Origin of the sequence: Spiroplasma sp. ChiS, from assembly GCF_002968355.1 — a bacterium.
Lineage (GTDB): Bacteria > Bacillota_I > Bacilli_A > Mycoplasmatales > Mycoplasmataceae > Spiroplasma > Spiroplasma citri.
Genome location: NZ_PUUH01000001.1, coordinates 28,031 through 48,797, shown reverse-complemented (window position 1 = coordinate 48,797; position 20,767 = coordinate 28,031). Strand labels below are relative to the sequence as shown.

General features: G+C 27.5%; 29 protein-coding genes and 1 pseudogene. All 30 read right to left on the bottom strand.

All coding sequences use genetic code 4. From position 1 onward, the window contains the following. Positions 1 to 6: 6 nt before the first annotated feature. Positions 7 to 2,124 (bottom strand): ribonuclease R, encoded by a 2,118-nt coding sequence (gene rnr / locus C6B38_RS00235; protein ID WP_105298197.1) that lies wholly within the window; start codon positions 2,122 to 2,124, stop codon positions 7 to 9. Between the two features lie 77 nt (positions 2,125 to 2,201). Continuing rightward, positions 2,202 to 2,498 carry a preprotein translocase subunit SecG gene (gene secG, locus C6B38_RS00230; RefSeq protein ID WP_105298196.1) on the bottom strand — a complete coding sequence of 99 codons (297 nt, stop codon included), beginning with the start codon at positions 2,496 to 2,498 and terminating at the stop codon, positions 2,202 to 2,204. Between the two features lie 82 nt (positions 2,499 to 2,580). Continuing rightward, a complete protein-coding gene (locus tag C6B38_RS00225) occupies positions 2,581 to 3,432 on the bottom strand; it encodes an HAD-IIB family hydrolase (RefSeq protein ID WP_105298195.1) in 852 nt (283 codons plus the stop codon). A 14-nt stretch (positions 3,433 to 3,446) separates the two neighbouring features. Then, positions 3,447 to 4,277 (bottom strand): Cof-type HAD-IIB family hydrolase, encoded by an 831-nt coding sequence (locus tag C6B38_RS00220; protein WP_105298194.1) that lies wholly within the window; start codon positions 4,275 to 4,277, stop codon positions 3,447 to 3,449. Between the two features lie 143 nt (positions 4,278 to 4,420). Continuing rightward, positions 4,421 to 4,684 (bottom strand): FoF1 ATP synthase subunit delta/epsilon, encoded by a 264-nt coding sequence (locus tag C6B38_RS00215; protein ID WP_105298193.1) that lies wholly within the window; start codon positions 4,682 to 4,684, stop codon positions 4,421 to 4,423. 1 nt (position 4,685) lies between these two features. Continuing rightward, positions 4,686 to 6,083: a F0F1 ATP synthase subunit beta gene (atpD, locus tag C6B38_RS00210; protein WP_105298192.1), complete on the bottom strand. Its 1,398-nt coding sequence runs from the start codon at positions 6,081 to 6,083 to the stop codon at positions 4,686 to 4,688. Between the two features lie 14 nt (positions 6,084 to 6,097). Continuing rightward, on the bottom strand, positions 6,098 to 6,955 hold the full coding sequence (gene atpG / locus C6B38_RS00205) for an ATP synthase F1 subunit gamma (RefSeq protein WP_105298191.1): 858 nt from the start codon (positions 6,953 to 6,955) through the stop codon (positions 6,098 to 6,100). A gap of 15 nt (positions 6,956 to 6,970) precedes the next feature. Continuing rightward, the gene (gene atpA / locus C6B38_RS00200) at positions 6,971 to 8,542 is read right to left on the bottom strand and encodes a F0F1 ATP synthase subunit alpha (protein ID WP_105298190.1); all 1,572 of its coding nucleotides are present in this window, start codon (positions 8,540 to 8,542) and stop codon (positions 6,971 to 6,973) included. Between the two features lie 16 nt (positions 8,543 to 8,558). Next, positions 8,559 to 9,104 carry a F0F1 ATP synthase subunit delta gene (locus tag C6B38_RS00195; protein ID WP_105298189.1) on the bottom strand — a complete coding sequence of 182 codons (546 nt, stop codon included), beginning with the start codon at positions 9,102 to 9,104 and terminating at the stop codon, positions 8,559 to 8,561. Between the two features lie 7 nt (positions 9,105 to 9,111). Beyond that, positions 9,112 to 9,642 (bottom strand): F0F1 ATP synthase subunit B, encoded by a 531-nt coding sequence (gene atpF / locus C6B38_RS00190; protein WP_004028353.1) that lies wholly within the window; start codon positions 9,640 to 9,642, stop codon positions 9,112 to 9,114. Positions 9,643 to 9,682: 40 nt separating this feature from the next. Then, positions 9,683 to 9,985 (bottom strand): ATP synthase F0 subunit C, encoded by a 303-nt coding sequence (gene atpE / locus C6B38_RS00185; RefSeq protein WP_105298188.1) that lies wholly within the window; start codon positions 9,983 to 9,985, stop codon positions 9,683 to 9,685. Positions 9,986 to 10,037: 52 nt separating this feature from the next. After that, complete coding sequence (locus C6B38_RS00180) at positions 10,038 to 10,856, bottom strand: F0F1 ATP synthase subunit A (RefSeq protein WP_199558529.1); 819 nt, start codon at positions 10,854 to 10,856, stop codon at positions 10,038 to 10,040. Beyond that, entirely contained in the window at positions 10,843 to 11,301 is a 459-nt protein-coding gene (locus C6B38_RS12250; RefSeq protein WP_443028730.1) for an MG406 family protein, read from the bottom strand. The genes C6B38_RS00180 and C6B38_RS12250 overlap by 14 nt, the downstream gene beginning before the upstream one ends. Then, a complete protein-coding gene (gene upp / locus C6B38_RS00175) occupies positions 11,270 to 11,893 on the bottom strand; it encodes a uracil phosphoribosyltransferase (protein WP_105298187.1) in 624 nt (207 codons plus the stop codon). The genes C6B38_RS12250 and upp overlap by 32 nt, the downstream gene beginning before the upstream one ends. 234 nt (positions 11,894 to 12,127) lie before the next feature. Then, on the bottom strand, positions 12,128 to 12,292 hold the full coding sequence (locus tag C6B38_RS09475) for a hypothetical protein (protein WP_162475775.1): 165 nt from the start codon (positions 12,290 to 12,292) through the stop codon (positions 12,128 to 12,130). An 89-nt stretch (positions 12,293 to 12,381) separates the two neighbouring features. Continuing rightward, positions 12,382 to 12,642, bottom strand: coding sequence for a phospho-sugar glycosidase domain-containing protein (locus tag C6B38_RS10805; protein WP_233485429.1), 261 nt, complete (start codon positions 12,640 to 12,642; stop codon positions 12,382 to 12,384). 512 nt (positions 12,643 to 13,154) lie between these two features. Further along, entirely contained in the window at positions 13,155 to 14,402 is a 1,248-nt protein-coding gene (locus C6B38_RS00160) for an Mbov_0401 family ICE element transposase-like protein (RefSeq protein ID WP_105298185.1), read from the bottom strand. 333 nt (positions 14,403 to 14,735) lie between these two features. Continuing rightward, positions 14,736 to 14,873, bottom strand: coding sequence for a hypothetical protein (locus C6B38_RS09470; RefSeq protein ID WP_162475774.1), 138 nt, complete (start codon positions 14,871 to 14,873; stop codon positions 14,736 to 14,738). A 43-nt stretch (positions 14,874 to 14,916) separates the two neighbouring features. Beyond that, on the bottom strand, positions 14,917 to 15,072 hold the full coding sequence (locus C6B38_RS09465; RefSeq protein WP_162475773.1) for a hypothetical protein: 156 nt from the start codon (positions 15,070 to 15,072) through the stop codon (positions 14,917 to 14,919). A 322-nt stretch (positions 15,073 to 15,394) separates the two neighbouring features. Further along, positions 15,395 to 15,538, bottom strand: coding sequence for a hypothetical protein (locus C6B38_RS09460; RefSeq protein ID WP_162475772.1), 144 nt, complete (start codon positions 15,536 to 15,538; stop codon positions 15,395 to 15,397). Positions 15,539 to 15,552: 14 nt separating this feature from the next. After that, positions 15,553 to 15,855 carry a hypothetical protein gene (locus C6B38_RS00155; protein ID WP_105298184.1) on the bottom strand — a complete coding sequence of 101 codons (303 nt, stop codon included), beginning with the start codon at positions 15,853 to 15,855 and terminating at the stop codon, positions 15,553 to 15,555. A 313-nt stretch (positions 15,856 to 16,168) separates the two neighbouring features. Then, a pseudogene (locus C6B38_RS00150) lies at positions 16,169 to 16,663 on the bottom strand (MupG family TIM beta-alpha barrel fold protein). A 190-nt stretch (positions 16,664 to 16,853) separates the two neighbouring features. Then, the gene (locus C6B38_RS00145; RefSeq protein ID WP_105298183.1) at positions 16,854 to 17,186 is read right to left on the bottom strand and encodes a PTS lactose/cellobiose transporter subunit IIA; all 333 of its coding nucleotides are present in this window, start codon (positions 17,184 to 17,186) and stop codon (positions 16,854 to 16,856) included. Positions 17,187 to 17,204: 18 nt separating this feature from the next. After that, positions 17,205 to 18,158 carry an ROK family protein gene (locus C6B38_RS00140; protein ID WP_105298182.1) on the bottom strand — a complete coding sequence of 318 codons (954 nt, stop codon included), beginning with the start codon at positions 18,156 to 18,158 and terminating at the stop codon, positions 17,205 to 17,207. A 15-nt stretch (positions 18,159 to 18,173) separates the two neighbouring features. After that, entirely contained in the window at positions 18,174 to 18,404 is a 231-nt protein-coding gene (locus tag C6B38_RS10800) for a hypothetical protein (RefSeq protein ID WP_233485428.1), read from the bottom strand. After that, positions 18,362 to 19,207 (bottom strand): Gfo/Idh/MocA family protein, encoded by an 846-nt coding sequence (locus C6B38_RS00135; RefSeq protein WP_233485427.1) that lies wholly within the window; start codon positions 19,205 to 19,207, stop codon positions 18,362 to 18,364. Before C6B38_RS00135 ends, C6B38_RS10800 begins: the two co-directional genes overlap by 43 nt. A gap of 10 nt (positions 19,208 to 19,217) precedes the next feature. Beyond that, positions 19,218 to 19,391, bottom strand: coding sequence for a hypothetical protein (locus tag C6B38_RS10795; protein ID WP_233485426.1), 174 nt, complete (start codon positions 19,389 to 19,391; stop codon positions 19,218 to 19,220). A 51-nt stretch (positions 19,392 to 19,442) separates the two neighbouring features. Then, entirely contained in the window at positions 19,443 to 20,009 is a 567-nt protein-coding gene (locus C6B38_RS10790) for a family 1 glycosylhydrolase (protein WP_233485425.1), read from the bottom strand. 212 nt (positions 20,010 to 20,221) lie between these two features. Then, entirely contained in the window at positions 20,222 to 20,491 is a 270-nt protein-coding gene (locus C6B38_RS10785; RefSeq protein ID WP_233485424.1) for a family 1 glycosylhydrolase, read from the bottom strand. Continuing rightward, a complete protein-coding gene (locus C6B38_RS10780) occupies positions 20,464 to 20,700 on the bottom strand; it encodes a family 1 glycosylhydrolase (protein WP_233485423.1) in 237 nt (78 codons plus the stop codon). The genes C6B38_RS10785 and C6B38_RS10780 overlap by 28 nt, the downstream gene beginning before the upstream one ends. Positions 20,701 to 20,767 lie beyond the last annotated feature (67 nt).

The following is a 20,767-nucleotide window of genomic DNA, read 5'->3' as shown; positions in this document are numbered from 1 at the left end:
AACTCCTTAATCAACTAGTTCAAAATCAATTTGTCGTAGTTTTTTACTTGCTTTCTTTACTCTAATTCGTACTTTTTTTCCTAAAAAATATTCTTTCCGTTTTCGTTCTCCAATTAATTTTAAACTTTTTTCATCAAAAACGTAATAGTCATTTTTTAAATCAGTAATATGAACCAACCCTTCAATTGTATTTGGTAATTCAACAAAAATTCCAAACGAAGTAACCCCTACAATAATACCATTATATTCATATCCAATTTTATCTTCCATATATTCGGCTTCTTTCATTTTATCAACTTCTCGCTCACATTCCATTGCACGTAATTCTGCAAGGGATGACTGTTGACTAGCATGACTAACAAAAGCTCGCGTTTGTTCTAAATCAGTAATTTTAACTTTTCCTTGAAATAAATACTCTTTTAATAAACGATGAACAACTAAATCGGGATAGCGCCGAATTGGCGAAGTAAAGTGCGTATAACATCAAGATGCCAAACCAAAATGGCCATCATTAATAGCACTATACTTAGCTTTTTCCATACTTCGTAACACTAACGCTGAAATAACTTTAAAATTTTCCTTATCCTTTAACTTATTTAAAATTTGCTGTAAATCTTTAGAATGAATATTTTCTAACTTACCTTTAATATTTAAACCTAAATAAGATAATTGGATATACAAGTCAAACAATTTTTTTGGCTTTGGCTTATCATGGACTCGATAAACAAATGGTAAATCCATTCAATAAATTGTTTCTGCTACTGTTTCATTAGCACGAATCATAAAACTCTCAATTAATTTTTCCGCGTCAGCACGTTCTCATACAACAATGTCTTTAATCTTACCATTTTTATCAACAATAAACTTTGGTTCATCTAAATCAAAATCAACAACCCCATCATGTTCTTTTTTTCAAACTAAAATTTGATATAACTGTTGCGCTAAAAACAACATCTGAGCAATTTCGGCTGAAATATGATTTTTTTCCTGGCAAAATAATTTATTAACCTCATCATAAGTTAATCGTGCTTTTGAAATAATCACGGCTTCATAAATACTAGAATTAACAACATGTCCCTGTTGATCAATTTCCATTTCACAAATTAATGTTAATCGTGGCTCAAAAGGATTTAAGGAACAAATCCCATTACTTAATTTTTCTGGTAACATTGGGACAACCCGATCAATTAAATAAACTGAACACCCTCGTTCAAAAGCTTCTTTATCAAGATAACTATTATGTGGAGCATAATGCGCAACATCAGCAATTGCAACTAATAATAAATAATTACCATTTTGATTTTTTTTAACTAAAATAGCATCATCAAAATCTTTTGAATCATTACCATCAATTGTAACAAACATTTCTGTTTGTAAATCACGGCGTGATTTATTTGCTAACATCGTTGCAACATCAACATTTTGGTTAATTTGGTTCGCCTCAGTTAATGCCTCTTCATTAAATTTAGTACGAATATTAAATTCATGTAAAATAGCTAAAACATCAACACCGACTTGATTAGTATTACCAATAATCTCAATGATTTTAACTTGCATTAAATTGTTTTTACTATTAATACTTGTAATAATTCCCTTGACAATTGTATTTTCAATTGCCTCAGTCAAATTAATGATTTCAGCACGATATTGGGTTAATTTATTATTTAAAATTTCTAAATATTTCTGTTGATGACGTTTCTTTTTAATAACCCCAACGACATATTCATTATTTCGTTTCAAAACTTTAATTACTTGTGCTTCTGCTTTTTTAGAATTATTATCATTTTTTTGTTTTTTTAAAATAAACAAAACTTGATCTTGGTCTAAGGTATTATTTAAATCATCTTGTTTAACATAATATTCTTCTTGGTTTTCATTAATTTTTATAAAACCAAAACCTTTTTTATTAATACTAATAACTCCTCGTAAATAAATTTTTGGATCAAAATAGTAAAAACGATGTTGTTGTGTTACTCCAATAATATTATCATTTTCTAATTCAACTAAAGCCTTTAACAACATTTTATTATCATCAATTTTATTAATATTTAATAACTGTGCTAATTCAATCGTATCAATTGGTTTCGTTTGTTTTTTTAAAATGGCTACAATTTGCTCGTGCATATACCTTTCCCCCTAAATGAAAAAAGAGACATTTTTAAATCTCTTTTCAATTAATGATATTTTTAAAAACTTAATTATTACAATAGAACTTTCGTTAATAAATTTATCAATAATGTAATAATTAATAATGTTGAACCAAATGCTAACATAAAAATTGACAATGTTCGATCTAATCCACGTTCTTTACTATTAGCAAATAATTCATCATTACCACCATTTAAAGCACTTAATCCCGTTTGTGCTTTTTTGTTTTGTAATAAACCAACAATAATCATAATAATTGATATAATTAAAGCAATTATTTCAAAAACATAAATAATTGTATTGGCTACTTGTGGTTCAATTGCTAAAAACATCATACTTGATAAGTTCATTAAAACATCCCTCTCTAAATTAAATTATGTTCTTATTAATAATACTATAAAATTACCAAAATTATTGCATTTTAAATTAATTTTAATTATTTTTTTCAAGGCTATTTAAATAATGATAAATTCCTGCTGTATTATTACTGCTAGCTATATCGTATGCTAAATCTAAAATTGTAGTTGGACTATGTTCCATTGCAATTGCATAAGGTAAAATTTCAAACACAGAACGATCATTATAATTATCACCAAAATATAAAACATTTTCTAATTTAATTTCTCGGCCTTGTCTTTGATTTAAAATATCAATTAAATTTAAAATTGCTTGTCCTTTATTTGAATTAACATGGACAATATCGCACCCATAGTCAGATAATGGCTCAACATTAATATTTGAAACTTGTTTTAATACAGTATACATTTCTTGAAACATCATCTTAGATGAATGCTTTGCAACAATTTTATTGACTATTCTAATGTCATCACGACAAAATGGTTTTGCTTGTTTCATTCCATCTAAAAATGCGCCTGGTTTTGATTTAATTTCTAATAATTTTTCACCAGCACAATATAAATTATTATCATCTTGATACGAAATTGTAAAATCACATTGATATTTTAATAAAATTTCAATTACAACAACTAAATCCAAAATTGGTATTAAATTACTATAAACTGGCTCATTATTTTTAGAATCATACACTAAAGTACCATTAGCACCAATAACATACTGGCAATAATCCTTAATTTTTAATTCTTTTGTGTAATTATCAAAACCAAGGGACATTCGTCCTGATGCAATTGAAACAGCAATTCCTTTTTCTTGCAATGCAAGTAATTTATTTTGAACAAGGGCTGGTAACTCTTGATTATCAGTAATCAATGTACCATCAACATCAGTAACAATTAATTTAATTTGATTACCATTAATTTTTAACATTGCAACCTCATCTTCTATTTTAATATTGTTTTATAAAGATAATCAGCAATTCCTGCAGCATTATTATCTTTTGCCGTAACTGCAAAAGCAACTTCTTTTAATTGCGGCGTAGCATTAGCTAATGCAATTCCATATTTTGAATTTTTAATCATTTCATAGTCATTCATTTGATCACCAAAACACATAATTTCATCTGAATCAAGATGACAATTTTCTTTATGCTTAAGCACTTCAATTAATTTTAAAATTCCCTGTCATTTATTAACATTTTTAGGAATGATCTCAATAAACCCATACCCAGTAACTTCTGTTCTTAATGTTTTGCTAACCGCAATTTGTTGTCGTAATCAATTTTGTTTTTGTTCATCATGGCAAGAAATTACAACCTTACGCATTTGAGGAATTTCGTTTCAATCTAAAACAATTGCTTTAATGTCAGTATTACGAAATAAAAAAAGATCATCTTTAATAATACTTGCTTGTGAAACATAAGCCTCTTGTTCATTAAGTGGTGCTAAATAAAAGTCATGACCAAATTCTCGTACAATATTAATTGCCCATAATGTATCTTGATATGAAATTATTTCATCATATACATATTCTTTTGTTTTTAAATTTAAAACTGCCCCGCCATTAGCACCAATAACATATGGACAATGTTCAAGGATTCCTAATGTTGTTGCATAATCAGATAAACTACTAGGAACCCGCCCTGAAGCAATAGTTACTAAAATACCCATTGCTTGGGCCTTTTTTAAAACCTCAATGTTTGCAGTCGGAATCTTTTTTTCTTTATCAGTTACTAATGTTCCATCAATATCACACACAATCATTTTTACTATCATTGCATTGCCTACTTTCTTTTAATATTACTTAGTTTATCATATAAGTAGTCTCACATATTATTATTTTATCATGTTTTATTTTGTATTTATAATTAAGAAAATTAAAACAAAAAAATCTCAAAAAGAGATTTCTATTTTCGTATCTAACTAATCGGTTCAACCTCGTCAGCAAGAATTTTAACAAATTCTTGCTGAACTTGTAAAATTCCACCAGCAATACTTAATTTATATTCTTTATTATTAACTTTATATGTCATTTCAGATGGAACAATTGTTGAAACAAGAGGAATATGTCCATATAAGATGCCCATATATCCCGTAATTGTTTTCACTGTTATAATATCAACTAAGCAATTAACAATCACACCTTGTGGTGTAATAATTTTTAAACTAATTTGATTTGCCATTTTAATTATGTTTTAAAGCTTCAGCCGCTTTAACAACCTCATCAATTGTTCCAACATATAAGAATGCTTGTTCTGGTAAATCATCATACTTTCCTGTTAAGATTTCTTTAAAAGTACGAATTGTTTCTACCACAGGGACATATTTTCCTGTTTTTCCAGAAAACTTTTCAGCTACAAAAAATGATTGTGATAAAAAGTTACGAATTTTTCGTGCTCTTGCAACAGCTAATTTATCTTCATCTGATAATTCATCCATTCCTAAAATTGCAATAATTGATTGCAATTCTTTAAATTTTTGTAAAATTTCTTGTACTCCTCGCGCTACTTCATAATGTTCTTCACCAACCACTAAGGGGTCTAATAACCGTGATGAACTTCCTAGTGGATCTACTGCCGGATAAATTCCTAATGCTGCAATTTCCCGGTCTAAAACAACCTTAGCATCTAAATGAGCAAATGTTGTTGCTGGCGCTGGGTCGGTTAAATCATCCGATGGTACATATACTGCTTGTACAGAAGTAATACTTCCTTTTTTAGTTGATGTAATTCGTTCTTGCAAAGCTCCCATTTCAGTTGCTAAAGTTGGTTGATAACCAACTGCTGATGGCATTCGTCCTAATAAGGCTGATACTTCAGAACCAGCTTGGGTAAAACGGAAAATGTTATCAATAAACAATAAAACATCTTGGTTCTTATCATCACGGAAATATTCAGCAATTGTTAATCCAGTTAAGGCAACTCGCATACGAGCTCCTGGTGTTTCATTCATTTGGCCAAAAACTAAGACTGTTTTATCAATAACACCAGCTTCAATCATTTCATAATATAAATCATTACCTTCTCGTGTTCGTTCACCGACACCAGCAAAAACAGAAATTCCTCCGTGTGCTTTTGCCACATTATTAATTAGTTCTTGCACTAGTACTGTTTTTCCAACTCCAGCACCACCAAACAAACCAATTTTCCCTCCTTTTGCAAAGGGAACTAATAAATCAACAACTTTAATTCCTGTTTCTAAAATCGCCGCTGTTGTTTGTTGTTCTTCATATGATGGTGCTTCGCGGTGAATTGGACGCATTAACTTTGTTTTTGGTTGTGGTTTTTCATCAATTGCTTCTCCAAGAACATTAAACATTCGTCCTAAAACCTCTTCACCAACAGGGACTGTAATTGGAGCTTTTGTATCAATAACATCCATCCCCCGAACCATTCCCTCTGTTGGCCCTAGGGCAATTGTCCGTACGGTGTCATCACCAATATGTTGAACAACTTCTAAAACTAACTTTGTTCCATTATTATTAACCGTAATAGCATTATATAATTCAGGCAAATACTCTTCGGTAAATCGTACATCAACAACAGGTCCTAACACTTGTACTACTTTTCCATTTTTCTCCATTTTTTAACCACCTCTTAATTTTCTTGTGCGCCAGCTCCAACAACAATTTCGGTAATTTCCTGTGTAATTGCTGCTTGTCGCTTACGGTTATATAATAACGATAATTTTTCTAACATCGCATTTGCATTATCTGTTGCATTTTCCATTGCTACTCGCCGTGATGCTTGTTCTGAAACCTGTGATTCAACAATTGATGAAAATAAAATTGTATTTAAATACATTGGTACCGCATTTTCTAAAATTGTTGTTGGATCTGGTTCAAATTCAGTAATGACATTAATGTGCTTTGGTTCTTCATGCTGCGTTGCTTTAATGATTGGCAATAATTGTAAAATTGTTGGTTCAAAAGTTACATTATTAATAAATTTTGTATAAGCAATTTTAATTTCATCATAAGTATTCCCATTAAAACCAGATAAAATTTCTTGTGCAAACTCACGAGCATCATCATAAGAAAAATTAATATCAATATCTTTTCTTGTCTGCATAATTTCATAGCATTTATGAGCATAAAATGTTTCTGCTTTAGAACCAATCGCAATAATACAATCATTTTTTCTTAATTGTTGTAACACTAACTTATTAATATTAATATTATAACCACCGCATAAACCTAAATTTGAATTAACAATGATTCAACAAGTACGTTCACTAACTTTTGTACCATCTTTTTTTTGATAAATTGAATCATCTGCTTTACTAATAATGTCATTAAAAACAGTATAAACTTCAGCAAAATATGGTTTTGAATTAGAAATTAGTTTACCAACTTTTTTTAATTTTGCTGTTGCTACCAATTTCATTGCTTGTGTTATTTTAGATGTTGAAGTAATTGAAGTAATTTGTTTTTTTAAACCTGTTCCGACTGCCATTTGGTTCTTTTTACCTTATTGTCCTAATTGGTTTCACTCTTCAATTTGCCCAAACATTTCTGGTTTATAATCAGCAATTTTATTGGTAATTTTCTTAACAACACTAATAATTTCATTATCAATATTAGTCATTAATGTTTCGCTATAGGCTTTCACTTTTGCTAATTCAGTATAATATTTTTTGGCCTTTGTATTAAAATGTTCAATTATTTCTTCTTTAAATTCTTGAATTTTACCAACTGGAATTCAACGAATTCTTTTTTTCTTAACTGCTAGTAAAATTATTGCTTGGTCAATTTGTGAAAAAGGTGAATATTGTTTTTGTTTTAAAATTTCAATCACTCGTTTCCCATGTTCTAATACTTCTTTTGTCGCATCATCCAAATCAGAACCAAATTGAGCAAAGGCTTGTAGTTCACGATATTGTGCTAATTCTAATTTTAAAGAACCAGCAACTTGTTTTATTGCTTTAATTTGTGCTGTTGAACCTACCCGTGACACTGATAATCCCGCATCAACCGCTGGGCGAATCCCAGCATTAAACTGATCATTATTTAAAAAAATTTGCCCATCAGTAATTGAAATAACATTAGTTGGAATATATGCTGAAATATCACCCGCTTGTGTTTCAATAATTGGCAAAGCAGTAATACTTCCGCCTCCATATTCTTTTGTTACTCGTGCTGCGCGTTCTAATAAACGACTATGTAAATAGAAAACATCACCAGGATATGCTTCACGGCCAGGTGGGCGATGTAATAATAGTGCCATTGTTCGATAAGCAACAGCATGTTTTGAAAGATCATCATAAATAATAATGACATTTTCACCAGATTCCATTCATTCTTCACCAATAGTAACACCTGTATATGGTGCTAAGTATTGTAATGGTGCTAATTCACTTGCTGTGGCTGAAACAACTGTCGTATATTCTAATGCACCAGCAGCACGTAATTTTTCCACAATTTGTGCAACAGTCGATGCTTTTTGCCCAATTGCAACATAAATACATTTTACATTTTTCCCTTTTTGATTTAAGATGGTATCAATTCCGATTGCTGTTTTTCCTGTCTGACGATCACCAATAATTAATTCTCGTTGTCCTTTTCCAATTGGAATCATTGCATCAATTGTCATAATTCCTGTTTCCATTGGTTCATCAACTGATTTTCTAGTCATAACTCCCGGCGCAATTCGCTCAACAGGGCGTGTTTTTTTTGCTTTTAATGGTCCTTTCCCATCAATTGGTTGCCCTAATGCATTAACAACACGCCCTAATAACGCATCACCAACTGGAGTTTCAACAATTTTTCCTGATCGGCGAACTTGATCACCTTCACGAACAGTTGTATCATCCCCCATTAAAACGGCTCCAACAGTTCCTTCTTCTAAGTTTAATACCATACCATAAATTTCATTCGGAAAAATTAGCAATTCACTCATCATTGCATTGTCAAGACCATCAATTAAAGCAATTCCATCTCCAACCGTAACAACAGTTCCTTCTTCATGAATTTCAATTTTTTTACCATATTCTTTAATTTGCTTTTTAATTATTTCGGAAATCTCATTTACATTTAAAGCCACTTTTTCACCCCATCTTCTATTTATTATGTATTGCTTTTTGTCGCATTGTTTCTAATTGTCCTGCAATTGAACCATCAATAATTTCGTGCTTAATTTTAATTCGAACTCCGCCTAATAAAGATGAATCAATTTTGTTAACTAACTCAATATGATAACCAAATTTTTTACTTAATTTTGTTTCAATTGTTGTAATTTGTTTTTTTGTTAATGGTTGTGTTGAATAAATATTTCCATATTGAACATCATAACTAATATTAATTAGTTTTCTTAACCGTTTAAAAATTCTTCTAACATAGCAAAAAGTTTCGCGATCAATTAATAAAAAAAGGGCATTTAAAATTAATGGATCAATAACTTTTTGAAATGGTTTTGCTAAAATATTCTTTCGTTCTTCTTTTGGAATGTCAGCATTCATCATTAATTTAATATAATCTGGTTCCTGTTTAAATAATTCCACAATTATATTGCTAACTTCTAAGAAATGATCAATTTTTTTTGTTTCAAGAGCCAAGTCCATTAAAGCAGCAGCATAATTATCAATAAATTTTTCACTAATTAACATAATCTTACTACTCTAATTCTTTAATGAACTCTTCTACTAATTTCTCATTTTTTTCTTTATTAATTTCTTTACCTAATAATTGCTCAGCTGCATTAAAAGCAACATTAATAATTGATTTTCGAATATCATCATAATATTGCTCTTTTTCTTTTTGAATTTCTTTATGGGCTTGTTCGTTTAACTGCATAACTTCAGCTTTTGCTGTTTCCAAAACTTGATGACGTTTTGCCTCTGCTTCAGTTCGAGCTGCAACAATAATACTATTTGCTTCTACTTTTGCCGTTGTTAATAATTTTGATGCTTCTTTTTGATCAATTGTTGCTTTTGCTTGCTTTTCAGCAGCATCTTGAATTAATTCTCGAATTTTATTGCGACGAGCACGCATTGCTTTTCGAAATGGATTATAAACTCATTTTGATAACAAAATTAATAAAATAACTGTCGCAATAACATGAGCAATAAAAACCCATAAATTAGGAAATAATTGATTAATAATTTCTGCTGGTTCAATTGGTTTTGACATTAATCACATTGTCATAGACATCTAAACCTTCTTTCTTTCCAATTTTTACTTTTTATTAACCAGTAACAAATGCTAAAATAATTGCAATAACTAATGCATAAATTGACCCTGATTCAGTAATGGCAGCAGCAATAATATATTGTGTTCGAACTTTACTTTCAACTTCTGGATTTCGAGCAATTGCTTCAACAGCTTTTCCACCAGTATACCCTTGTCCAATTCCTGAACCACAACAACCAATGGCAGCTAATCCTGCTCCCAATAATGACATTCCCTTTGTAAATCCATCATCAATTCCAGCCATGAATCATATTGTCATCATATTTGATAGCAAATCTATTGTCATAAAATTTATCATATTATAATTCTCCTCTTCCTTAACAAATATATAATTTTATTTTAATCCTTTTTTAGCCATTTAAATTAACATTTTTAACTTTTTGTTCTTTTTTCACCTTAATTATCTTTTCTTTTTTTTCTTTCGTTTCTGTTTTCATTTCCATTGCCCAATAAGCAATTGTTAAAATTGCAAAAATATATGCTTGAATTAAACCATCAAAAACATCAAAATAAATACTTAAAAAAGGTAAAAATACACCAGCTAATAAATCAACAGGCCCAATATAAGGAATATGTCCTCAAATAAAGCTCATTAAAGATGTGAACAAGGTAATAATAACTGTTCCTCCCAAAATATTTCCAAATAAACGGAATGAAATTGAAATCAAAGGAACAAATTGTGTTAATAATTCTAACGGATTGATAAAAAACTTTTTAAAATATACTAGTTTTTGATATTTAATCCCAAAATAATATATTCCAAGAAAAGTAACCAATCCCATTGATAATGGGACAGTATAAGCCGTTGCAAGTGATTCAAACCCAACAACACTCATTAAATTTCCAATCCCAATATACAATAATAAGTACATAACATAAACTGTTAAAAATTTATATTTTGGTCCCATCAAATCAACAACTTGTTTTTCAACTCACTTAATTGTAATTTCAGCAAAAAGTACTAAACCAGTTGGAACATCGGTTGGACCAAGTTTTTTTAAGCGTTTATAATAACCAATTGATAAAAGCATAATAATAAAGGTAGTAATAACTATCGTTATTAATTGCGGTAATAAAATTGTATAACTTCATGCATCCATTCCACTTTTATTTGGTTCAGGGATTAAATTCATTGCAAGAAATTTACCAAAGCTACTATTCATTGCCATTTTTTCCTTCCTTTCTGCGTTGATGAATGGGAAATTTAACATTTGCAAATAACGATGAAAATGGGCATAAACTAATTCCAACAATTATTGTGTAGATACTAAAAAAACTAGTATTCTCAGCATAAATAACTATAGGTATAGCATAAATAACTAAGCGAACTAGGTACAATAAGATAAAAAAGTACTTATTTAGACTTATACTTAACAATCATCCAGAAAAACAAATGATTAAGAAACCTATAAGAGAAAACAAATACCCCAAGACTAATCCTGTGTATAAAGTTCAATCTCGTTTTAATGTCAAATATATCATCGTCAATACTATTAGTATTCCCAAAAAGATTATTAAACTTATTATTGACAGTTTACATTCTACACCTTTAAAATGGTTTTTTCAATTTAATTTATTTTTTTTATTTAGTTCCAAAAATACGGTCTCCTGCATCACCTAGGCCAGGAATAATATAACCATGTTCATCCAAGCGTTCGTCTAATGCAGCAACATAAATATCAACATCTGGATGATGTTCTTCAACGCATTTTTTTCCTTCAGGTGCAGCTACCAAACATACTAATTTAATATTAGTTGCTCCTCATTCTTTAACTTTTTGAATTGCAAGATTAGCACTGCCCCCTGTTGCTAACATTGGATCTAAAACTAAAACATTTGCTTTATTAATATTTTCTGGTTTTTTGGCAAAATATTCATGTGGTTCTAAGGTTTTTTCATCTCGGTATAATCCAATATGTCCAATTTTAGCATTTGGGACTAAATTAATAATTCCATTAACCATCCCCAATCCTGCTCTTAAAATTGGAAATAAAACAATATCATTTGCAATTTTATATCCCTTTGTTTTTGCTACTGGTGTTTCAATTTCAAATTCATTTAATTCAATATTTTGAAATATTTCATACGTCATTAATTGCGCAATTTCATCTAAATTTTCTTTAAAGACCTTTGAATTACTTTCTTTTTTGCGCATTCTTGTTAATTTATCCAAAATTAACGGGTGTTTTATTACAGTAAATGACATTAATTACGTTTCCTCCTTAATTTATTAGATTTTAACATAATTATAAAGATAATACCAAGATTTAATTTGGAATTACTTAGATTTTTAAAAATAATTCAATAAATATTTCAAACTTATTTTCTTTTTTAATCTTTAATGATTTTTTTACCGCTCCTAATATTGAACCTAATTTTAATCTTAGATTAATATAATAAGATGAGCATTTTTTTATAATATCAAAACTATAAAATAATTTTAAATATAAAAACCCAGGGTTAATATCCATTCAAAAACACAAGATATTATTAAAGAAACTGTCATTTCAAGGTCAGACAAACTAACTACCGAGAATGTTTTTAAGTCATTTAAATTATTAATTCCTAATGCTGTTAAATTAATTTTTTTCTGTTTGATAGTCAATTTTTGTTCCTCTTAATGCATTATTTCATAACACTTGATTATAAAAGTTATTTTAAATCAAAAAGCCATAGGTTTTAACTACAGCTTTTTTAACTTAAATTAAATTTAAATTCTCGATTTGGTAATAAACAATCAACAATTTTTTGTTCATTTTCATCTAATTGACCAACTAGATTACGAATACCATCGTTTATAATCCGCTTTGTTATAATTTGAACTTCACCTTTATAATTTTGTGCCTTATTATTTAAAATCACAACATCACCTTTTTCAAAATATTTACCATTAAAAGGCCGAGCAGGCAAATCACAATCTTGATATTTAATCCGAGCAAGCGTACTACGAATCATATACTCTGCTAAATCTGGGCGAACAAAATGAATTGTTTGATCAAGGAGTATCCCCTATCTGTTTTTAAGTTTAATGTAATTAAATGTAAATTAATGTTTTGCAAAGTTGTAAACTCATCATCATTTAAAAACTGCTTTGATACAATAATGTCTTCTACACCTAAGACCACAAAATGACGAACTTGAAAATCTAATGTTAAAGAGGGAGTAAATTATTCGGTTGGTGATACCTTATTCTAATAAATATTTATCTATTAAAATAAAATTCCTAAGAAAAAGATAAATTTATCTTTTTTAATTAATTTAATTATAACATAAAAGTAATAATTTACAATACAAAAAATAATAATTCGCAAATTATTTAATAAATTTATTTTAAATTATTGATTTTTACTTTAAATTTTAGACAAAACATTGTGCTTGGTGAGCAACATTTTTATTTATTAAAAATTGCTGATTATGCTTATCTTCATTTTTAAAATAATAATTATATTCTTTTTCATTTTTTTTGTTTAATTTATTAAATAAAACTCAATTAAATTAACACCATTTTCTTTTGCCATTTTCAATGCAATCATATTTTTAAAAACTTTTTCACTATATGATTTAGCACCATATTCTTTTAATCATTTTACATTATGCGAAATTTGTGGTTCAGTACAAGACCCCATATATCAATCTTCTTTATAAACTTTAATACCCTCAGAATTATTTTTGATATATTTAATGAAACCATTGATTTTATCTTTTTTATCTTTTAAAAATGGATATTCTTTAATATTTTTTCTTGTAATTAATTTTTTTAAATATTTTATTACTTCATCAGGATCGCCATTTTTAAATAATTTATTCATATCTCAATAAATTTGTTTTCTTATTTTTTCATTATCGGTTAAATTTTTAGTAAGTTTTCTTATTCGATAAGGAAATATTGTTTTTAATTCTTTCATCAAATAAAAATAATCTAAAATAAAAATTGCACCAATTTCATTGGCAAATTTTTGGATTCATTTTGCTCCATCACCTGCTAGCGTTAATTTACAATTTTCAATATTAAAATTTTGATTTAAAAAATGTAAAAATTCTTTTTTATATTTTTTAATAAGATAGTATTTATTTTTTACTGATTTCATAATAATAAAAATTTTTTTATCTTTTAGAACATTTTTATTTTTAGTGCTTTTTATTTCATCATACCCAGTATGAAAATATGCTATTCTAAAAATATTTTTTTCTATTTTTCTATATTTTGTTAAATTACTAAAAGAATCGTCAACCCCAGCATACAAATATGGTGTTTGAACAATTATTTTTTCATTTTTTGCTTTTAATTGTTCTTTAAATAATTTAGCAAAATCAATTTCCTTATTAATGTTTGTGATTGTCATCTTTGATATATTTAATTTTGGGTACATATCCATAATATCTCTTTGTCTTTTAGTACTATCCATTAATTTTAAAATTGCTATTTTAATAAAAATACTAATTCTACTTCGTTTTTTTCTTCCGACTTTCTTATAAAATAAGAAAACAAATTGATATTTATTAGTATCTTTATTTAAAAAAACGAAATAATGTTCTAAAAAAGGTAATATGACCATACTCTGTTTTTTCTGTAAAAGATCTTTTACCCTACATAATATAGCCATTTTGGCCATTACAATTTTTTCTCATTCTTCTAATATTAATCTTTTTCCTGTTTCATTAACATCAATATTTACTTTTTCTCTAAAATTAATAGTATTGAAAATATTTAACATATACTTATATTCTTTTTAAATCATCATTGCATGATAGTAAAATTTTATACTACTTAAAATAATTTGTCAGCATTTTTATTACATTATTTTTATCGATAGAAAGAGAGAAATTAATTAACCGGTAGTATATATTATTTTGAGGTTTTTAATAAAATTAAGTAATTAGAAACAAATTATGTCTCGCTTATGAATAAATGATAACAAAATTTATAAAAAATTCAACTTTTTTAAAAATTATATTTTTAATTGAATAAATAATTTTATAAAATTATGAATTTTGACAAACTAAAAAGTACTTTTTAAAGTTATTACTAATTTTAAAAAGTTTTTTATTTATAAAGATAAAAATTGATTTTGAGATTGATTTAATTTAAAAATATTAAATTCAATTTTTTCTTTATTTTTATTAATTTTAACTTCATTAATTCTGCTATTAAGTCTTATAAGTCTTAACATTGAAGCAATTAACATATTATTAAATGTTTCTTTACAATATATTTTTGCACCACGCCCCTTAAATTGGTAAATTGTTTAAATAATTATTAAGTGTTTGATTTAATTGTTTTTCATTTTTATAATCATAAACTCTTTTAAAATATCTAAATATTTCATATCAACTTAAATATTTTGATAATATGTTTCATTCTTTATATTGCTTTTTATCAAACATATTAAATTTTCTCCAAATTTTCTAATATTTCACAACATTTTAAATAACTAAGCGATCATCTAAAAACTTAAATAAAAAACAAAATAAAATGAGAGTCACAAACAAACATATTTATCTATTTTTTCTTTTTAAAAATATATGGGTTTTTTGCAAAAATACAATAAACATTTGTGCATCATAAATGTTTATTATCACCATCTATTTTTGATCTACATTTAGGACAACTTTTCCTCATTATTTTTATCTCCTTTCTTTTTTTATTTATCAAAAATAAAAAACCAACTAATTTTAATAAATAGTTGGTTTAATTTTTTTATCGTATTTAATTTAAAATATTTTCAATATTATTAACTTTATCAATTAAAGCTTCCATAATTTGTTCTAAATTGCTTAAATTGTTTTCTGTTGTTGTTTTAATCTCGTTAATTAACTCGCTAATTGTATTTTTGATATTATTTTCAACCATATAATTTCTCCTTTCTAATTTTTGATATTAATAATTCATCATTTATTTTTCTTAAAAATTAATTTTTTAATAATTTGGTGATTATTTTTGCATTGTAAAGTCAAAAATCAAAGATTATAAATTATTTTTTGTTTGTTAATAAATTCTAATCTTGCTAAACAATGCCGAGCATACTTTTTACAATATCAGCCACCTTTTTTGTTTTTGGTTAATTTTGTAAAGTCCTCATTGATATAACACTGACATTTATTAATTAATACTGTCTTATTTGCTAATTTAATTTTTAACTCTTTTCAACAGAGTTCTTTTAAAGACACTTTCAAATCCTCCTTATAAATAGTAAGATTTCTAAATTTTTTTATTGTGGAACACTTACCCTTTAACCATTGCAGGTTAAAGATTTATCCCCAAACCACGATAACTCTTTTATATTGCCTAAAAGAATTGCCTGCATTATTTCGTATCGGTACGGCCACCCCTGTATTGTTTATCCTCGCTTGCTTGGTTTTACGACATTCCAAGTAGGAGAGTTTTATTTGGTTGGTTTTGCTGTTATTTTTTAAAACTAAGCAAGGTTAACAACAATTTTAACCTAATTAAAAAAGATAGAATTTTATATCTATCTTTTTCTTAGTTTTTGGTAAATTTATACCAACCGAATATTTTACGCGGTCAATGTGTTAAATAACGATGCATTTCAATGCTTGGTAATTTATCATTATATTGTCAAGGTCCTTGTGCATCATTTCGTTGTAAAGCAACAAAAAATTGTAATGGAATTCCTAATTTTTTATAAATAGATTTTTTTTCAATAAAATACATTAACGAACTAGCTGTATAACGTTGCGGATAAAAATTTCAACATCCAACCAAATTATTTTTATTTGCATTTAATGATAATAAAAATGCTAATTCTTGGGTTGGACTTGATGCATTTAAAATTATTTTAATATCTTCTTTATTATGTTTTAATTTTGCAACATCTTCACCACTAATTCCTTAATCAAAACGAATTCCTTTTAATCCTAATTCAGTCATAAAAAAATCCATAACTTGTTCACGATTATTTTTATCTAATTTAAATTCCTCATAAACAGCACCATTCACATCACCATAAACATCAATTCCTAGTTTATTTGTTGTTTTTGTTAATTGTAAAAAGCGATTAAATAACTTTTGATCACTTTTTTAACATTAATCAAGGTAGTAAAAATAACCTTAATTTTAGCTTTTGCACATTTTGTTAAATATGTCTCTAAATCATAGTTTTCTGCAAACAAATGTGGATATAAACTAACACCAAGACTCATAACAATTAATCCAAAACTTTTTTTGCAAGTAATTTATCATATAATTCAATAAATTCTTTTGCTAATTCAATAACCATTTGTGCTGTCATCATTTGATCTTCGGCATGCATAAATAACACGGGAATTTGATGTTTAGTCCCTTGTGCCTCTTCTTGAATAATCGTCATATGTTGCTTTTCTGCTTCAATAATATTTTGTTCTGCTTCTGCAATTAAATTATTAGCATCAGTAGTTTTTCCTTCTTTTACAGACTTAATTGCAATTAATGCATTTGATTTTGCCATACCAGCATAAGTAATAATTCCAAATGATATTTCTTTAAAATTTATTTCTTTCATTTTTATGTTCTCCATTTCTTATTTTGTTTCATCCATTTTAGAAAGAGCATAATACCCTGTCCCATACATTCCTGCCTTATCTTGTAAATTTGAAATCTCAATTGTAAAAGTTTTTAACATAAAATCACCAATTCGTGCTTTTACTAACTCTTGTAATATATTTTTCAATTTTACCCCTAAATTAGTAACACCACCAGCTAAAATAATTACTTCTGGATTTAGAATATATAACATTGTTACAATATGATATGCTAATGGAATTAATCCTCTAGTAATTGTTGCAATTGTTAATTCATCATTTTTATCAAATAATGGTTTAATATCAACTAATTTTAAATCATGTTTTTCTTTTTCTTTTAATTGGTGTAATAAACTACCCGGATTTTCATCAGCAGTTTGGTTAATTAATTTTGTTAAACCTGTCGCTGAAGAAACTGGTTCAATGCAGTTTTCTAATCCACAAGTACAGGCAAATAAAGTTTGAAAACAACCACCATGACCAAGTTCACCAGCAAAGCCATTTGCACCTGTTCACAATTGACCATTTAAAACAATTCCTCCACCAATTCCAGTTCCTAATGTATATAAAACTAATGATTCTTTTTTATCATAGATAGGATCTCAATATTCTGCTAATGCAGCTGCATTAGCATCATTAATAATATGAACTGGTTTTTGAAAAATTTTCTCAGCTTCTCCTTTAATATTAAAATTACGTCAATTTAAATTGCCAGCTAAAGCAACAATTCCATTTTTTTCATCTAAGAAACCAGGAATTGCAAAACCAATTTGACTAATTGTTGATCAATCAATTTGATGTTTTTCTAATTGTTGATCAATTTCTTCTTTTATGGTTTGTAAAATTGCTGCTTTATTTGTTGTAACTTTAAATTCACAACGAATAACTTTTTTTTCTGAAAAAACAGCACACTTAGAACTAGTTCCACCTAAGTCAATTGCTAAAACATTCATTAATTTTGTTCCTCTCTATAATTCAATAATTTGATGATCATTAGTATTATTTGTTAATTCTAAAATTTTAATAATTTCTAATGAAATTGCTTTCGTAACAACATTTGACTCATTTTTTTTATTTTTTCATAAATCATAGACATGCTTAATCTCAAACCGTAGTCCTTCACCAGCCGTTGTAAATGGTTCATCAACAGTTTTAATTAAATTACCTTGTAAATCATAAACTTGATAAGTATATGCCATATGACAAGAATCTTTTTGATAATCAGCATTGTATTTTTGCAAATTACCCCCACTCTAATATAACCTTTTGTTCCTAAAATTTGTGCTGATAAATCAATGGATAAACTATCACTAGCAATAATTGTTGAAATGCCCTGATTTTTATGACGAATATTTAAAACAGAAGTAGAAATTGCCTTATGGGTTGCATAAGCATTATTTAAATGTGTTACTAATTGAGCTGGCCCTAATAAATCAAGGCCAATAAATAAAGGATACATTCCCCCAGCTAAATGTAACCCAACAAAGTTTTTAACATTTGATTTTGGTTCTGTCTTTTTACCACTTGTTGAAACTTTCGCATGACTAGCACTCAAATATTCAATTGTTCCAATTAAATCAGCTTCCAAATCTACTTTCATCATTTGATAAACTGGTGAAAATCCAGTTTTAATTCCATCAAATAATAAAACATTGTTTGTTGCTGCTAAATCATACAATTCTTGTGCAGTTTGGTATGATAATGTTAATGGTTTTTCACAAAAAACATTTATTTTATGTGATAATAATTGCTTAGCAATTTCATAATGAGTTGCATCACTTGTCCCAATATATGCTAAATCAAAACTTGCAGCTTCTTTAATTAACTCATCTAATGATTGATAGACTTTGTGAATTTGGTAAGTATCTTTATATTGTAAAGCTTTTACATAAGTTAAATTGTAAATTCCAAATAAAGTAATTTGATCTTTATATTTTGTATTTTGTAAATCATCTAAAAATCATTTTGTAATTCGTCCTGCTGCAATTAATACAATTTTCATGTCAGCCTCCTTATTGATATCAAAAGTCTCATGTTGTTAATTCGGTTTTTAATAAATTCGTTAAAACATCAATATCATCATATGCAAGATTTTTACCATTTGTTGTAATTACTTGTTTATATCAAACATAAGATAATTTTGGTGTTCGCGTTTTAATTTTACTATTAAAATCAACAAAAACCAAGCCATAATCTTTTCGCTATCCTCCGCTTGGCGAAAAAATATCACAATAAATTTATAATGAATAACCAATTAAATTAACTCCACGGTCAAATGCTTTAAATACTTCTGCTAAATGTAAACTTAAATAGCGAATTCGATCTTGATCTAAAATTAATGGTGCTGCTTTATCATCAAAATCACCCATTCCATTTTCAATAATCATTAAGGGTTTTTGATATTCTTTTCATAATATTTCCGCTCCAGTCGCTAACATCTTTGGATCAATAATTCAATTTCATTTTGTATATTCAATGCCTTTTGGAAATACTTGTTTAAAACCCGGTACAAAAAAAGTATGACTTTTTTGGTGCAATTCTTTTAAATTATCCACATAATTATCCCCAGTAATATAACATGGGCGATAATAATTTCAACCAATTAAATCCAATTGATGTTTTTTTAATAAGTTTAAATCTTCATCACTAATCATAAAATTAATTTTTTCATCTTTTAACCATTGAAAAAAAACATCTGGATAAGTTCCTTTTAAGTTTGGGTCTAAAAAGAAATTTTTAAATCATCCGTTATATTTTCAAATGCTGCTTGGTCACCTTCTCGGAATTGATACGGTGGCGCTCAATCATGGTCAATTCCTAACAATGCATCGTTAGCAAGATAACCTTTTGACTTAGCTAAATCAAATTCTTCTTTCGCAATTGCTGCACTAAGGTTTAAATGATGAATTGCTTTAGCAAATGCTGTTTTATCATTTTTTGCTGGTGGTAAGTAATCATTTAAATAAGCATCTAATGTAAAAGTAGAATTCTTATCATTAACAAATCATAAATTACTTTATTTCTCTAAGTATTGAAACACAACGCGGACATAGTTTCGGAATCATTCAATTACATTATGGTTCTCAAATCCACTTTGAATTTCTGCTCACATTGGCGTATCTCAGTGATATAAAATTGGAATTGGTTTAATACCATTTTCAACTAATGTTTTAAAAACATCATCATAAAATTTAATCCCTTCTGGATTAAAATCAGTACTATTTTTTGGAAAAATTCGAGTTCAATCCATATTATAAACTAATCCTTGTAATCCCATTCGTTTCATAATTCGAGCGTCAGTTTTATACTTACTATAAAATCAGCTGCAACTTCAATTGAATTAATTTCCCGTTCTGCCTTTCCTAATGGCAGGATTGAAAAATTACGTTTTGTAAACTCATCTCAAATTGATTCTGTTCGCCCGCCTAAACTACGACCTCCTTCAATTTGAAATGCACATATTGATGCTGGAAAAATAAATTTCTTTTCAATCATAATTTCCCTCTTTCTGATTTTTATTATTTTTTTCTCTATTATATTTCGTTAAAATTAAGAAAGGTGA